The following is a 15,869-nucleotide window of genomic DNA, read 5'->3' on the forward strand; positions in this document are numbered from 1 at the left end:
GTCGGGAGCGCTGGATCGGCCCCCACAGATCACACGCGCCCCAGAGATACGCATGCCGCTCGCTAGCCTTTCCAGTTTCCACAGCAACGTCAAGGTCGTTGCGGGCGCGATGTCTGAAATAACATCAGTTGACCGGCGTACGGAGATGTGACTGTGACGTAAGAGGCACTGAGCGGCACAACAAAAGGCAACTGCCGCCCGGAAGGCGGCAGTTGCCTTGTCGATAAAGCGGCGCTTACTTCTCCTGCTGCTTGCGCCAGCGAATTCCGGCTTCGAGGAAACCGTCGATCTCGCCGTTGAAAACAGCCTCGGGGTTGCCCACCTCGCACTCCGTACGCAGGTCCTTGACCATTTGGTACGGGTGCAGGACGTACGAACGCATCTGGTTGCCCCAGGAGTTGCCGCCGTCTCCCTTGAGGGCGTTCATCTTCGCCTGCTCCTCCTGGCGGCGGCGCTCGAGGAGCTTTGCCTGGAGGACGTTCATCGCGCTCGCCTTGTTCTGGATCTGCGAGCGCTCGTTCTGGCAGGAGACGACGATGCCGGTGGGGAGGTGCGTCAGGCGGACCGCGGAGTCGGTCGTGTTCACGCCCTGGCCGCCGGGGCCCGACGAGCGGTAGACGTCGATGCGCAGCTCGGACTCGTCGATCTCGATGTGGTCGGTCTTCTCGACCACGGGGAGGATCTCGACGCCCGCGAAGGAGGTCTGGCGGCGCCCCTGATTGTCGAAGGGCGAGATGCGGACGAGACGGTGCGTGCCCTGCTCGACCGAGAGCGTGCCGTACGCGTACGGGACCTGGACGGCGAAGGTGGTCGACTTGATGCCGGCCTCTTCCGCGTACGAGGTTTCGTAGAGCTCCGTCTTGTAGCCGTGCCGCTCGGCCCAGCGCAGGTACATGCGCTGGAGCTTCTCGGCGAAGTCGGAGGCGTCCACGCCGCCGGCCTCCGCGCGGATGGTGACGAGCGCCTCACGGGCGTCGTACTCGCCGGAGAGGAGGGTGCGGACCTCGAGCTCGTCCAGCGCCTTCTTGACGGCCGTGAGCTCGGTCTCGGCCTCGGCGCGGGTGTCCGAGTCGTCCTCCTCCTCGGCCATCTGGAAGAGCACGCTGAGGTCGTCGATGCGCCCGCGCAGGGCCTCGGCCTTCCGCACCTCCGCCTGGAGGTGGCTCAGCTTGCTGGTGATCTTCTGTGCCGCATCCGGGTCGTCCCACAGGGACGGCGCGGCCGCCTGCTCCTCGAGCACGGCGATGTCTGCCCTCAGCTTGTCGAGGTCCAGGACGGCCTCGATCGACTCCATGGTCGAGGAGAGGGACTTGAGCTCTTCGGATACATCGACGACTGCCACGGGTCCAGCCTAACGGCTGGGGGCAAGGGGTCTGGCCTCGCGGCCTTGGGGAGGGGTGCGTGGGCACCCTGGGGGCCGGGGGGCGTGGCTTCGGCTTCCCCGGGGTGCGGGGCAGGGTGCGTGACCTGGCTGCGGGCGGGTGGGGCGTTCGCCCCGGCGCTCCGCGCCGGATGTTTCCCGCCCACCCACCCGATTACCCCGGAGGCCCCAGCTCCCAGGGCGCGGGGCGGGTCGGCCTTCCCTGGCCAGGGGGCGCGACCCGGCTACGGGCCGGTGCGGCCTTCGCCCCGGCGCTCCGCGCCGGATCTTTCCCGCCCACCCACCCGATTACCCCGCGGTGCAGGGTCGCCCGCACTCCGTCGGTCCCTGGTCGATGCGGGGTGATCGGGCGGGTGGGTGGGAGAGGAGCGGGGCATGCCACGGTCAGCAGATGGGCCTACGGTTCCTGGACGGTGCCGGGTGATCGGGCGGGTGGGTGGGAGAGGTCCCGCGGTGCCGCCGATGCGGGCCGGCGGGGCGTGCCACGGTCAGCAGATGGGTCTGCGGTTCCTGGCCGGTGCGGGGTGATCGGGCGGGTGGGTGGGAGAGGTCCCGCGGTGCCGGGGAGGGGCGCCCGCCGGGAGGGTAGGTGCAGGCCCGCACGAGGCCCCGGGGCCAGTTACGGCGACGATGGAGCCGAGTTCTTCGTGTCCTGCGGCGTCGCGTCCGCGTCGTCGCCACTCGTCGCCGCCCACGTACCGAACCCCGCGGCAGCGACCAGCACCACCCCGGCCACGCCCAGCGTGATCCTGCGGCGGCGGGCCGACGCGCGGTGGCGGGCCGAGCCGGGGCGGGCCGCGCCGGAAGCGCGGGGGGCGCGGGCCGTGCCCCGGGCGCCGCCGGCCAGCTCGTCGGGGCCCGGCACCCGCATCGACGTGTGCGTATCGCGGTTCGAGTCGGGGGACGACCCCGGGACGAGCGGGACCGCCCCGCGCCGGGGTCGACCGGCGGACGGCTCCGGCGCGGGCTCCTCCTCCGCCTCCTCTGCCTGCGGCTCCGTATCCGGCTCGTCCACGTCCAGCGGCGGCATCCCCGCCACCAGCGGCTGCAGCTCCCGCAGCCGTGCCGCGAGCTCCGACGCACGCAGGCGGGACGCCGGGGCCTTCGCCAGGCACTGGACCATCAGCTGCCAGAGCTCGTCCGGGATGCCGGGGAGGGGGACGACGGTCTCCGTCACGTGGCGGCGCAGGACCGCTCCGGGGTGACCTCCACCGAACGGCGTGAACCCCGCGAGGAGTTCGTACAGGACCGTGGCGAGCGCGTAGATGTCGACCGCCGCGCGCGGCGGCAGGCCCTCGATGAGCTCCGGGGCGAGGTAGTCCGGCGTACCGATGATCTTCGTCGCGCGGGTTCTGCGCGGGGAGTCGATCAGTTTCGCGACGCCGAAGTCCGTGAGCAGGGCCGGGTGCGAGCCGCCGGGGCCCAGCGGTCCCTGCATGTCGAGCAGGACGTTCTCCGGCTTCACGTCACGGTGCACGATCCCCGCCGCGTGCGCCGCCGCGAGGCCGTCCGCCACGTCCGCCACGATCGCCACCGCCGCCTCCGGAGCGAGGCGGCGCTCGCGGTCCAGGCGGGTGCGCAGGTCCGTGCCGCGGACGAGGTCCATGACAAGGGCGAGGTCGTTGCCGTCGACCACCAGGTCGTGGACGCCGACCACGCGCGCGTGGTCGAGGCTGAGCAGGGCCGTGCGCTCCTGGACGAAGCGGCCGACGAGCTCCTGGTCGGACGCCAGGTCCTCGCGCAGCAGCTTGATGGCGACGGGCCCCTCGGGTCCCTCGCCGAGCCACACCGTGCCGGCGCTGCCCCGACCAAGGATCTGGTGGGCGGTGTACCGGCTGCCGATCTTGCGTGCCAAGACTGCTCCTACGGATGCGTGTTGGCGACAAAACTACGCGGCCTCGACGCCAACCTTCACTCCAGGAGCAGAAATCACCCCACAGGTGTCGACAAATCCCCAGAGTCGGCGAGGGATTCGCCGAATTCGGGCGGTAATCCACCCCGTACTTGTCCAGCACGCGCACAGTCACGCGCACAGCATTGAGCGGGGCCACCGGGGACTGCTCGATCCCGGTGGCCCCGCTCGGTACTGGCTTCAGTTGCCGCTGACTTTCCCTATCCAGCCGGAGACCGTGTCGTACCAGTCGCCGAGCTGGGCCCAGTAGCCCTTCGTGGTGCCGATCCACTCCTGGAGCGGGCTCAGCTCCCAGACGAGCCAGCTCGCCACGAAGAGGATGATGATCGTGAAGAGGCATCCCTTGAGGCAGCCGAGACCCGGGATCTTCATCCGGTTCGCACTGCGCTGGCGCGGCTCACGCGGCGGCCGTCCCGCCGGGGGCTGCTGGGGCGGCTGCTGCTGCGGCGGCGCGTACTGCTGACGCTGCGGCTGCTGCTGCGGTGCGTACTGCTGGCGCTGAGGCTGCTGCTGGCGCTGCTGCTGCGGCGCGTACTGCTGCGGACGCTGCGGCTGCTGCTGCGGGCGGGCCACCTGACGCTGGGGGCGGCGGCGCAGCGGGTCCTCGTTGGGGTCCAGGTAGGACTGGACCTGCGTCTGTTCGTTGCGGTCGCGTGCCGCCCGCATCTGGTTCTGCCAGGGGTGCGGGTCGTCGGGGTCCGCACCGGGCTGGTTCGGCGGCACGGGCGGCATGACGGCCGTCGGGTCCGCCGCGCCACGGTTGCCGTGCGGAAGGACCGACGTCGGGTCGGCGTCCCCGGAGCCGCCGGTGTTCTGCATGACGCTCGTAGCCGCGTTCGGGTCGTACGACCCGGCGTTGTGCGGGAGCGCCTGCGTGGGGTCGGCGGCGCCGGCCGTGCCCGGCACGGCGGCGGGCGACGGATCGGGCATCAGGAGGGCGCCCACGCCCTCCGCGGCGGCGATCTGCGCGCTGGACGCGTGCACGCCCACGCCGTCCGCGACGGCCCGCAGGCCCCGCGCGAGGTTCTCGGCGCTGGGGCGGTGGTCGGGGTTCTTGCTGAGGCAGCGCTCTATGACCGTCCACAGCGGGTCCGGGACCGTGGAGGGGCGGCGCGGTTCGGCGCTCAGATGCTGGTGCAGGACTTCGAGGGCCGAGCCGCCGCCGAACGGCGGACGCCCGGTCACCAGCTCGTACAGAAGGATGCCCGCTCCGTAGATGTCGACCGCGCTGGTCTGCGGGCGGCCCTCGGCGGACTCGGGCGCCACGTACGCCGGCGTACCGACGAACTCGTGGGTGCGGGTCAGACCCGGGGAGTCGGCCAGGCGCGCGATGCCGAAGTCGGTGAGCATCGGGTGCATCGAACCGTCGGGCTCCTGCTTGAGCAGGACGTTCGCCGGCTTCAGGTCGCGGTGCACGACCCCGTCCGCGTGGCTCGCCGCGAGGGCGTCGGCGATCTGGGCGGTCAGAAGGGCCGCACCGACCGGTGTGAACGGGCCGTTGTCACGGAGGTAGTGGTGCAGGTCAGGGCCCTCCACCAGGTCCATGACGAGGGCGAGGAGCTCCCCCTCGACGACCAGGTCACGGGTCCGCACGATGTTCGGGTGCGTGAGCCTGAGCAGGACGGAGCGCTCGCGGAGGAACCGCATCACGATGTCCGCGTCGTTGGCGAGCTCTTCCTTGAGGACCTTGATCGCGACCGTCTCGCCGGGCTGGCCGGGAACGGCCGCCTCGGCACCCGCGGTCTCGCGCTGGCGGGCCCGCCAGACGGTGCCCGTGGCGCCGCGTCCGAGCGGCTCCTCGAGCAGGTACTTGCTGCCTACCGGCCGCACGTCATGCGCTCCCTGCTGATCTGGCTGGTCTGTCCGGACCCGGCTGCCCGCCGGAGGGTGTTCCGACCCACTGTAATGCCGCCGAACGGGGCACCGGCCGGTCACATTCCGTACCGGCCTCCAAGTGCCCGGATCGTGGTTCGGTGGAAGTCCGGATCGTTGTTCGGTGGAAAGACGCCCGACGGAGGTCGTTGGTTGCCGGAGTGCGGCGATTCGACCTTCGTCACCCCCGGACACTGCCCGGACACCGCTGATCGCAACAGTCCAAGCAGGCACTTTTCCGAGCAGAGCCGACCAATCAAGATCACTTACCGGTGGCCGCCGGGCGTGTTGTCAGTGGCAGGTGCGAGGATGCCTTCTTGATACTGGCCGACGTGGCCGTGTGCGGTGGGGGGAATCACAGCGCGAGTCCCCGTGCCCGGCGGCAAGGGCAGAAGGGACCGCTGACGGCGATGCAGATCCGGCTGACCGTCCTCGGGCCGCGCAGCGGCCAGACCGCCGAGCCCCATGGCCGCCCCGCCGCGGCGCGCGGCGCCTGTGATGTGCTGGTCACCGCCCCCGCAGGGACCGCGCTCGCCACGGTCGCCTCGGGCCTGGCAGCGGCTGTCGCGGGCGCCGAAGGCCCCCTCGTCCTGTACGCGGAATCGGAGCGCCTCGACGCCCACCGCTGCACCCTCGGGGAGCCGCCCCTGATCGACGGGGCGGTGCTCTCCCTCGGCTCCCCCGCCGAGCCGGGACCCGAACTCGCGGGCGCGACCGCCCAGTTGCACGTGGTGGCGGGCCCCGACGCGGGTGGTGTGCACCTCCTGCACGGCGGCCAGATCCGCGTCGGCCGCTCGGCGGACGCGGACGTCCCGCTGGACGACCCGGACGTCTCGCGGCTGCACTGCGCGGTGACGCTCACACCGGACGGCCAGGTGACCGTCACGGACCTGGGCTCCACGAACGGCACGACGGTGGACGGCCGCGAGATCACCGACCGGCCGGTGCGCCTGGCCCCCGGCTCCCTGCTGCGGCTCGGCGAGTCCGCGCTGCGGCTCACCTCCGGCGACGGGGCCGGCGGGACGGGCGGGACGCTGCCGACGGCCCCGGATGGCGAGGGGCATGTACGTGTGCGGGTCGCGCCGGGCGCCGAGCAGCCGCCGGGCACTCATGCCGAGCCGGGACCCACTCCTTCCGGCGGCACCCACCACGCGTACGGATCGGCGGGCTGGGGCGCCTCGGGCGAGAACAGCCAGGCCGGGGGGTACGGAACGCACGAGGCCCACGGCCAGCAGTTCGGCCCCGCAGGCACCGACACGCCGCTCGTCCCCCAGCAGGGCGGCGCCCCGGACGCGGAGAGCACCCGCACCGGCACCCCCGCGCGCGGGACCACCGTGCCGCGCAACCTCCGCAAGCGCGGCGGCCTCTCGGCCTGGGCCCGGCGGCTCACGGGCACCCGTGACGACGAGTTCGGCGACGACCACGAGGACGAGGGGTACGACACGGACGGCGACGCCCCGCCCCCGGCGCCGAGCCCCACCCCCGAGGACCTCGCGGTGGCCGCCGCCGCACGGACCCCGGAGTCCTGGCCCGATCCCGCGGCCCTGCTGCTCACCGCGCTCGGCCCGGGCCCCCGGCTCTGGGAGCGCGGGCCCGCCCACCCCGAGGCGCTCGCGGTCAGGCTCGGCACGGTCGACCGCGCGACCCCGGACGACCGGGGGCTGCTGCCCGCCGTCCCCGTCACGGTCAGCCTGCGGGAGGCGGGCGCGCTCGGCCTCGCGGGTCCGCGCGAGCGGCTCACGGGGCTCGCCCGCGCGGTCGTCGCCCAGCTCGCGGCGCTGCACTCCCCCGACGCCCTGGAGATCGTGCTGCTCAGCACGGACCGCGCCCGGCCCACGCCGGAGCGGGCCGCCGAGTGGTCGTGGCTGGGCTGGCTCCCGCATCTGCGGCCCACGCACGGACAGGACTGCCGCCTCCTCCTCGCCTACGACCGCGAGCAAGCGGCCGCGCGTACGGGCGAACTGCTGCGGCGCCTCGAGGACTTCCTGGCGGACCGCGCGTCGGCGTCCGCCGCGGACGAGCCCCTGGAGCCGGGCCCCCGCGCCGTCGTCGTGGTGGACGGCGACCCCGGGTCCGCCGGACTGCGCGAGGCCGTGGCTCGGCTCGCGCGGGAGGGCGGCGCGGCCGGGATCCATGTCGTCTGCCTGGCCGAGACGCCCGCCGCCTCGCCCGCTTCCCCGGTGTCGGCCACGTACGAAGCCGCCTGTTCCGTGTCGCCCGCCTTCCGGTCCTGCGGCGCGGTCGCCCTGCTCAGCGGCGATGTGGCGACCGCGCTGCGGCTGCTGCGGACCGTGGACGGGCAGCCCGTGGGGCACGGCACGGTCGCCGCGGTGGACGCGGTGTCACAGGCCTGGGCCGAGCGGTTCGCCCGGGCACTCGCCCCCTTCCGTACGGACGGCGCGACCGGCGACGGGCACGCGCGCGTGTCCGCCCCGCTGCCCCAAATGGCGCGGCTGCTTGACGAGTTGGGTCTCGCCAGGGCCACCCCGGCGTCCCTGATGGCCCGGTGGGCCGCTGCGGCCGACGACCCGGAGGCGCTGGGCGGCCGGGCCTGGACGGTGCTCGGGGCTGGACCCCGCGGCCCTGTGGTGGTGGATCTCGCCGCCGAGGGCCCGCATCTGCTCGCCGAGGGCCCCGCGGGCAGCGGGCGCACGGAGCTGCTGCGATCCATCGCCGCATCGCTGGCCGCGGCCGAGCGGCCCGACCGGCTCGGCATGGTCCTGATCGACGGACGGGACACCACGGGCAGCGCGGGCAGCGGGACGAACGGCGGGAACGTGAAGCTCGTCGAGGGCCTCGCGGTCTGCATGGACCTGCCGCACGTCACCACGCATCTGGCCGCCAACGACCCGGTGAGGATGCGGGAGTTCGCCCAGTCACTGACCGCCGAGCTGAAGCGGCGGGCCGAGCTGCTCGGACGGCTCGGCTTCGCCGACTGGCACACGCAGCGGGAGATCTCGGGCCGGATGGTGGCCCAGCGCTCTGCCGCCTCGCAGCCTTCGCCGCCGGCCGCCGGGGGCGGCGACCTCGATCCGCCGACCAGTTCCACGCTGCGGCTGCGGCCCGCCTCCGCACGCAAGGCGGCCGATCCCGGGCCGCCGCTGCCCCGGCTCGTCGTGCTCGTGGACGACTTCGACGCACTGCTCTCGCCCGCCCTCGGGTCCCCGGGGCGGCCCGCCGCGGGGTCGGTCGTGCGGGCCCTTGAGGCGGTCGCCAGGGACGGGGAGCGCCTTGGGGTGCACGTGGTCGCCACCACGGCCCGCAGCGAGCGCACCCTTGAGACGGAGCTCGGCCGGCGGGCGACCCTGCGGGTCGTGCTCGACGCGGTCACCCCGGGGCCTGAGGAGCCCGCCCCCGGCAGGGGCGAGCTGCGTACGGCCGATGAGCGGGTAAGTCCCTTTCAGGCGGGGCGCGTTACGGGGCGTATTCCGCGTACGTCGACACTGCGGCCCACGGTCGTCCCGCTGGAGTGGGAGCGGATGGGGGATCCGCCCACGCGGCGCCCCGTCCGCGAACTGGGCAACGGGCCGACGGACTTGGCGTTGCTCGCCAGCGCCCTTGAGCGGGCCGCCCGTTCCGTCGCGGCGGATGAGGTGCCCTCCTTGCTGTGACACCGCGCGGAGCCCCCGCACCCTGTGACGGCACGTCACAACGCCATCACGATCACCTGGTTGACATGGTTGGCGCTCTTGCCGCCCCTCCCCGCCCAGGCGTAGACAGACCGCACGGGACTCGCTCGTCAGGGAAGAGAACGGGGCAGTGATGCGCAGCACTCTTCGTACACGCAGGGCAACGCACCACCGGCGTACCACAGCCAAATTCGCCGCGGCCGTCGTCGCGGGCACACTCGCGCTCACCGTCACCGCGTGCGGCGGCGGTGACAAGGACGACGACGGGAACGGCGGCAAGGGCGGCGGCAAGGAGAACGGCTCCGCGGTCCAACTCCCCAAGCTGGACGGCCAGAACGTCTCCGTGGCCGCCGTCTGGGGCGGTTCGGAGCGCAAGGTCTTCCTGAAGGTTCTCGATGAGTTCGAGAAGCGGACGGGCGCCAAGGTCACCTTCGTACCCGCCCAGGACCCCATCATCAGCTTCCTGGAGTCGAAGGTCGCGGGCGGCCAGCCGCCGGACGTCGCGATGCTTCCGCAGGTCGGCGCGATCGACCAGGCCGTGGCGAACAAGTGGGCCAAGCCGGTCGGCCCCGAGGCGCAGAAGCAGCTCGACAAGAACTACGCCAAGGGCTGGAAGGACCTCGGGGCCGTCGACGGCAAGCAGTACGGCGTGTACTTCAAGGCCGCGAACAAGTCGCTGGTCTGGTACAACACCAAGGTCTACGACAACGCGGGCGCCAAGGCGCCCAAGACCTGGGACGACTTCATGAAGACGGCCCAGACCGTGTACGACTCCGGAGTGCCGCCGATATCGATCGCCGGCGCCGACGGGTGGACCCTCACCGACTGGTTCGAGAACATCTACCTCTCGCAGGCGGGCCCCGAGAAGTACGACCAGCTCGCCAAGCACGAGATCAAGTGGACGGACCCGACCGTCAAGGACGCGCTGACCACACTCGGTGAGCTGTTCGGCAAGAAGGGCTTCGTCGCGGGCGGCGCCGACGGCGCGCTGCAGACGGAGTTCCCGGCATCGGTGAAGCAGACGTTCACCGGCGGCGACCAGCCCAAGGCGGGCATGGTCTTCGAGGGCGACATGGTCTCGCTGCCGATCTCGGAGACGAAGGCCAAGATCGGCTCGGACGCCAAGGTGTTCCCGTTCCCGGCGGTCGGGGACGAGTCACCGGCGGTCGTCGGCGGTGACGCGGCCGTGGCGCTGAAGGACAGCAAGGGCGCCCAGGCGCTGCTCACGTTCCTGGCCTCGCCGGACGCGGCGAAGATCTGGGCGGAGTCCGGCGGCTTCGTCTCGCCGAACAAGAGCCTGGATCTGTCGGCGTACCCGAACGACGTGCAGCGGGCAATCGCCAAGGCCCTCATCGCGGCGGGCGACGACATCCGCTTCGACATGTCCGACCAGGCCCCGCAGGCCTTCGGCGGCACGCCGGGCAAGGGTGAGTGGAAGGCGCTGCAGGACTTCCTGAAGAGCCCGAAGGACGTCGCGGGCACGCAGAAGGCGCTGGAGACGGCCGCCGCCAAGGCCTACAAGGACTGACGCGGTGTCATCCGCGAACGCCGGGGGCACGCCGAACGTGGCGCTGCCCCCGGCTCCGAAACCGCGCAAGAGCGTGACCGGCACCCGCAAGTCCGTGGCAGCGCTCTTCCTGCTGCCAGCCTTGCTGCTGCTCGGCGCGCTCGTCCTGTACCCCATCGGGTACTCCGTCTTCCGCAGCTTCTTCGACAAGTCGGGCGACTTCACGGCGTTCGGCAACTACAAGACCCTGTTCACGGACGACACCATCCTGACCGCGGTCAAGAACAACGCGATCTGGGTGGTGGTCGCCCCGACGCTCGCGACCGGGCTCGGCCTGATCTTCGCCGTGCTCACCGAACGGATCCGCTGGGGCACGGCGTTCAAGCTGGTCATCTTCATGCCGATGGCGATCTCGATGCTCGCGGCGGGCATCATCTTCCGGCTCGTGTACGAGTCGGATCCCGACCGGGGTGTCGCCAACGCCGTCTTCGTGGGCGTGCACGACACCTTCGCCGAGTCGTCCGCATTCCCGCAGGCGCATCCCAGTACGCGGTCGCCGCTGAAGGCCGCTGACGGGGGCGCCTTCATCACGCGTAAGCCGGTCAGCGCGGGCACCCCGGTGGCCCTGCCGCTGACCGGTGTCGCCCCGGACAACATGCCGGGCGACGCCAAGTCCGCCGCGGCCGCGAAGTCCGACCCGGACCAGGTCACCGGCACGGCCTGGCAGGACTTCACCCGTGGCAAGGGCCGCGGCGAGGTCAACGCCCCGGACAAGGCCGAGTTCGGCTACGCGGGGATCAAGGTCGAGGCCGTGAAGGACGGCAAGGTGGTGGCTTCGGCCAAGGCCGCGTCCGACGGCACCTTCGCACTGCCCAAGGAGGCCGACGGGGCCCAACTCCGGTTCCCCGCATCGAACTTCCGGGAGCCGTACAACGGAGTGGACTGGCTCGGCCCCTCCCTCATCACGCCCGCGGTCATCGGCTCCTACCTGTGGATCTGGGTGGGCTTCGCGATGGTCCTGATCGCGGCCGGTCTCGCCAGCGTGCCGCGTGAACTCCTGGAGGCCGCCCGCGTGGACGGCGCCAACGAGTGGCAGGTGTTCCGCCGGATCACCGTGCCGATCCTCGCGCCGGTGCTCGCGGTGGTGGCCGTCACGCTCATGATCAACGTACTGAAGATCTTCGACCTGATCTTCATCATCCCGCCGAACTCCTCGAAGGACGACGCGAACGTCCTGGCGCTCCAGCTCTACAACTCCGCGTTCCTCGACAAGGATTCGGGAGTGGCGAGCGCCATCGCCGTACTCCTCTTCCTCCTCGTGATCCCGGTGATGCTGTTCAATGTACGGCGACTTCGGCGGGAGGCTCGGCGATGACCGCCCAAGTGGAAACGGTGAAGGCGAAGCAGTCGCTCGGCGGGCGGATCGCCTCCGTCCTGAGCGGCAGCGCCGTACGCGTCTTCCTTGCCGTCGTCGGGCTGTTCTGGCTGGTGCCGACGATCGGTCTGCTGCTCGGTTCGCTGCGCACCTCCGCCGACATGGCCGAGAGCGGCTGGTGGAAGGTCTTCACCGCGCCGTCGCAGATGACGCTTGACAACTACACGAACCTGCTCAAGGACGAGACGATCACCGACTCGATCCTGTCCAGCATCATGATCACCGTCCCCGCGACGCTGCTCGTCGTGATCATCGGCTCGCTCGCCGGATACGCGTTCGCGTGGATGGAGTTCCCGGGCCGCGACTGGTGGTTCCTCGGGGTCGTGGGGCTGCTCGTGGTGCCGGTGCAGGTGGCGCTGCTTCCGGTGTCGAAGATCTTCGGCGCGATCGGGATCTTCGAGACGACGGTCGGTGTGGTCACCTTCCACGTGGCCTTCGGTCTGCCGTTCGCGATCTTCCTGCTTCGCAACTTCTTCGCGGAGATCCCCCGCGAACTACTGGAGGCGGCGCGCCTGGACGGAGCCGGTGAGCTGCGGCTCTTCTTCCGGGTCGTGATGCCGCTCGGCGCACCCGCGATCGCCTCGCTCGGCATCTTCCAGTTCCTCTGGGTCTGGAACGACATGCTGATCGCGCTGATCTTCGCCGATTCCAAGAGTCCGCCGATCACGGTCGCGCTCCAGCAGCAGGTGCGGTCGTTCGGCGACAACGTGCAGATCCTGGCGCCCGGTGCGTTCATCTCGATGGTGATTCCGCTGGCCGTGTTCTTCGCGTTCCAACGCCAGTTCGTTTCCGGAGTGATGGCGGGCGCGGTCAAATAGCCCGACGAGTGAGGCGGTCCGCGTCCGGGCCGCCTCCCTCGCGTCCATCCCTCGTATGCCACATCTGGCGTGACCCGACCGGACTCCTGGGCGTTTTCGGGCAGTATGCCCGCGTCGACCCATGGATGTGCCTTGCCCCGGTTCAGTGTCATCGTGCCCGTGTACAAGGTGCAGGCCTATCTGCAGGCATGCCTTGAATCCGTTCTGGGTCAGTCGTTCACGGATCTCGAACTGATCGTGGTCGACGACTGCTCACCGGACGCCTGCGGCGCCCTCATCGACGAGTTCGCGGCCCGCGACACCCGCGTACGGGCCATCCACCTCAAGGAGAACGTCGGTCTCGGCCGGGCCCGCAACGCCGGTGTGGAGCACGCGGAGGGCGACTACCTCGTCTTCGTCGACAGCGACGACACCCTCGCAGAGGACGCCCTGCACGCGATGTCCGACCGCATCAAGGAGACGGACGAGCCGGACGTGCTGGTCTATGACTACGCGCGTACGTTCTGGTCGGGCGAGGAGGTCCGCAACCAGTTCGCCTCCGTGCTCAGCCAGGAGGGCGAGGCGCCCTTCCAACTGCTCGACCGTCCCCAGCTGTTGAGGCTCCTGATGGTCGCCTGGAACAAGGCCTGCCGCCGCGACTTCATCGAGCGCGAGGGCTTCACCTTCCCGCCCGGCCTCTACGAGGACACGCCCTGGACGTACCCGATCATGATGAGGGCGCGCACGATCGCCACCCTCGACCGGGTCTGCGTGCACTACCGGCAGCGGCGCAGGGGCAGCATCCTGCGCACCACGACCCGGCGGCACTTCGACATCTTCGACCAGTACGACCGGGTGTTCGCGTTCCTCGACGAGCACCCGGAGCTCTCCGCGGCCTGGCGGCCCATCATCTTCCGGCGGATGGTCGACCACCTCTCGACGGTCTTCACCAAGCGGGACCGCCTCCCGCGCGGCAGCCGCGCCGACTTCCTGCGCAAGGCCCGCTCCCACTACCGCCGCTACCGCGTCCCCGGCGCCTGCCCGCGGACCAGCACCCGGATCCGGCACGCCCTGGTGCGCCTCGGCACGCACCGCACCTACCGGACCGTGTGGGCGGCCCTGCGGATGAGGGCCAGGGCCAGGCGGTACGCGGCCACCGCGCGGCGCCGGGTCAAGGGGGCCGCGCTGCAGCTGCACTACCGGATCCAGCTGCGGCTGCCGGTGCGCGCCGACCGCGCGGTCTTCTCCTCGTTCTGGGGGCGCGGCTATGGCTGCAACCCGGGCGCCCTGGAGGCCGCGCTGCGCGAGCACGCCCCGCACATCCGCACCGCGTGGATCGCGGACCCGGCCCACCACCACTCGGTGCCGACGGCGACCCGCAGGATCCGCCCCGGTACGGCGGCGTACTGGACGGCCCTCGCGCGCTCCAAGTACCTCATCAACAACGTCAACTTCGACCGCAGGCTCGTCAAGCGCCCCGGCCAGGTCATGATCCAGACCCAGCACGGCACGCCCCTGAAGCTGATGGGCCTCGACCTCCAGGACCGTCCTGCCGCCGCCCGGGGCATGGACTTCGGCGCCCTCCTGCGCAACGCCGACAAATGGGACTACGTCCTCTCGGCGAACCGCCACTCGACACTCGTCTGGGAACGCGTGTTCCCCGCCTCCTTCAGGACGCTGGAGTACGGCTACCCGCGCAACGACATCTACCAGCGGGCGACCTCCGCCGACGTGGCCCGCCTGCGCGAATCCCTCGGCATCCCCCCGGGCGCCGTCGCCGTCCTCTACGCACCCACCCACCGCGACTACCGCCACACGCAGCTGCACACCCTCGACCTGGAGCGGCTGCTGCACAACCTCGGGCCCCGCTTCGTCGTCCTGACCCGCGCCCACCACTCGTACGGGGCGCCCATGACGGCCACCTCGGGGCGCCTGATCGACGTGTCGCACCACCCCAGCACCGAGTCCCTCTGCCTGGCGTCGGACGCCCTCGTCACGGACTACTCGTCGCTGATGTTCGACTACGTCAACCTCGACCGCCCCGTCGTCCTGCACGCCGAGGACTGGGAGGCGTACGAGGCATCCCGCGGCACCTATTTCGACGTGCGCGAGTTCCCGCCGGGCGCGATCGCGCGCAGCCAGGACGAGCTCACCGACATCTTCGCCACCGGACACTGGCGGGGCTCGCGCGCGGCGCAGCTGCGCCGCGCGTTCCGAGACCGCTTCTGCGTGTACGACGACGGGCGGGCCGCTGAACGAGTTGTGAGGCATGTGGTGCTCGGTGAGGCGGGCGGTCTACCGTCGGTGGCGCCACTGGCGGAGCGGCGCCCCGCGCCGGCCATGGGGGCGGCCGACGAGCCGCTGCCGCGGGCCGGCGTCACCGAGCCCACTCCGCGCCCGTGACCGCCCCGTTCTTGGGACCAGATATGCACAACGCTTCGGCCACCACTTCCGCGACCCCGAAGGCCATCGGTCAGGACACCGGTCAGCTGCCGCGGCCGCACCGGCTCTCCGATGTGAAGGGATGGTTCCATCCGGTCGACCAGGTGCTCTTCGACTGGATCCTGGGCCGCCAGCGCGACCGGGGAGAGCGCGGTGACCTGCTGGAGCTCGGCGCGTACCTCGGCAAGAGCGCCATCTTCATGGGCGCCTACCTGCGCGCCGACGAGGCCTTCACCGTCTGCGACCTCTTCGACTCGCCCGCCCCCGACGAGGCCAACTCCGCGGAGATGGGCCGCTCGTACGCCACCCTGACGCGCCGCGCCTTCGAGGCCAACTACCGCTCCTTCCACGACGGTCTGCCGCGGATCGTCCAGGAGCCCTCCGCCGGGATCACCGCGCATGTGGAGGCGGACAGCTGCCGCTTCGCGCACATCGACGCCTCGCATCTGTACGAGCACGTCCACGCGGACATCAGCGCGGCCAAGAAGGTCCTCGGCCGGGACGGGATCGTCGTCCTCGACGACTTCCGGGCCGAGCACTGCCCCGGCGTGGCCGCGGCGACCTGGGGCGCCGTGGCGAACACGGGGCTCAAGCCGCTGTGCATCACGGCCACGAAGTTCTACGGGACGTGGGGCGATTACGACGCGGTCCACACCGACCTCGCGGCGTTCCTCAAGGGGCGCGACGACATGTGGCACGGCGCCGAGGAGGTCGCGGGCTTCCCGATGATCCGCATCAGCGGCAAGAAGGCGAAGCCGCCGCGGCATCCGGTGTCGCGGCACGCGGGCGAGGCCGCCGCAGTCCCGGAGCAGCAGGGCCGGGCGGCCAAGGGCCTGCTTTCGTCGCTGTTCGGCCGCTCGGGACGTTCCTGACGTACGCCTTGTAAGGCTCGTA

Annotated in this window: 9 protein-coding genes; 6 read left to right on the forward strand and 3 right to left on the reverse strand. The window is 71.5% G+C overall.

Features of this window, described 5'->3' with window-relative positions; all coding sequences use genetic code 11:
• Positions 1 to 235 precede the first annotated feature (235 nt).
• The 3 genes from prfB to ACGFX9_RS06325 all read right to left on the reverse strand — a co-directional run bounded on the left by prfB (position 236) and on the right by ACGFX9_RS06325 (position 5,123).
• Complete coding sequence (gene prfB, locus ACGFX9_RS06315; protein ID WP_393465322.1) at positions 236 to 1,342, reverse strand: peptide chain release factor 2; 1,107 nt, start codon at positions 1,340 to 1,342, stop codon at positions 236 to 238.
• 658 nt (positions 1,343 to 2,000) lie between these two features.
• Positions 2,001 to 3,236: a serine/threonine-protein kinase gene (locus tag ACGFX9_RS06320; RefSeq protein WP_393465325.1), complete on the reverse strand. Its 1,236-nt coding sequence runs from the start codon at positions 3,234 to 3,236 to the stop codon at positions 2,001 to 2,003.
• 237 nt (positions 3,237 to 3,473) lie between these two features.
• The gene (locus ACGFX9_RS06325) at positions 3,474 to 5,123 is read right to left on the reverse strand and encodes a serine/threonine-protein kinase (protein ID WP_393465328.1); all 1,650 of its coding nucleotides are present in this window, start codon (positions 5,121 to 5,123) and stop codon (positions 3,474 to 3,476) included.
• Between the two features lie 452 nt (positions 5,124 to 5,575).
• On the opposite strand from ACGFX9_RS06325, the gene ACGFX9_RS06330 reads away from it, so the two are divergent.
• From ACGFX9_RS06330 to ACGFX9_RS06355, 6 genes are all read left to right on the forward strand, one after another.
• Positions 5,576 to 8,776 (forward strand): FHA domain-containing protein, encoded by a 3,201-nt coding sequence (locus tag ACGFX9_RS06330; protein ID WP_393465330.1) that lies wholly within the window; start codon positions 5,576 to 5,578, stop codon positions 8,774 to 8,776.
• A gap of 151 nt (positions 8,777 to 8,927) precedes the next feature.
• The gene (locus tag ACGFX9_RS06335; RefSeq protein WP_393465332.1) at positions 8,928 to 10,322 is read left to right on the forward strand and encodes an ABC transporter substrate-binding protein; all 1,395 of its coding nucleotides are present in this window, start codon (positions 8,928 to 8,930) and stop codon (positions 10,320 to 10,322) included.
• A 73-nt stretch (positions 10,323 to 10,395) separates the two neighbouring features.
• A complete protein-coding gene (locus ACGFX9_RS06340; protein ID WP_393465702.1) occupies positions 10,396 to 11,676 on the forward strand; it encodes a carbohydrate ABC transporter permease in 1,281 nt (426 codons plus the stop codon).
• Complete coding sequence (locus ACGFX9_RS06345; RefSeq protein WP_393465335.1) at positions 11,673 to 12,554, forward strand: carbohydrate ABC transporter permease; 882 nt, start codon at positions 11,673 to 11,675, stop codon at positions 12,552 to 12,554. Before ACGFX9_RS06340 ends, ACGFX9_RS06345 begins: the two co-directional genes overlap by 4 nt.
• Positions 12,555 to 12,686: 132 nt before the next feature.
• Complete coding sequence (locus ACGFX9_RS06350; RefSeq protein WP_393465337.1) at positions 12,687 to 14,936, forward strand: CDP-glycerol glycerophosphotransferase family protein; 2,250 nt, start codon at positions 12,687 to 12,689, stop codon at positions 14,934 to 14,936.
• A gap of 23 nt (positions 14,937 to 14,959) precedes the next feature.
• Positions 14,960 to 15,847, forward strand: coding sequence for a class I SAM-dependent methyltransferase (locus ACGFX9_RS06355; protein ID WP_393465340.1), 888 nt, complete (start codon positions 14,960 to 14,962; stop codon positions 15,845 to 15,847).
• Positions 15,848 to 15,869: the final 22 nt, after the last annotated feature.

It is taken from the genome of Streptomyces sp. NPDC048436 (assembly GCF_043200355.1).
In the GTDB taxonomy this organism is placed as follows: domain Bacteria; phylum Actinomycetota; class Actinomycetes; order Streptomycetales; family Streptomycetaceae; genus Streptomyces.

Excerpts from the sequence above, each read along its gene's own strand:
- ACGFX9_RS06330 (WP_393465330.1), top strand. The coding sequence starts at position 5,576 with ATGCAGATCCGGCTGACCGTCCTCGGGCCGCGCAGCGGCCAGACCGCC.
- ACGFX9_RS06335 (WP_393465332.1), top strand. The coding sequence starts at position 8,928 with ATGCGCAGCACTCTTCGTACACGCAGGGCAACGCACCACCGGCGTACC.
- ACGFX9_RS06345 (WP_393465335.1), top strand. The coding sequence starts at position 11,673 with ATGACCGCCCAAGTGGAAACGGTGAAGGCGAAGCAGTCGCTCGGCGGG.
- ACGFX9_RS06355 (WP_393465340.1), top strand. The coding sequence starts at position 14,960 with ATGCACAACGCTTCGGCCACCACTTCCGCGACCCCGAAGGCCATCGGT.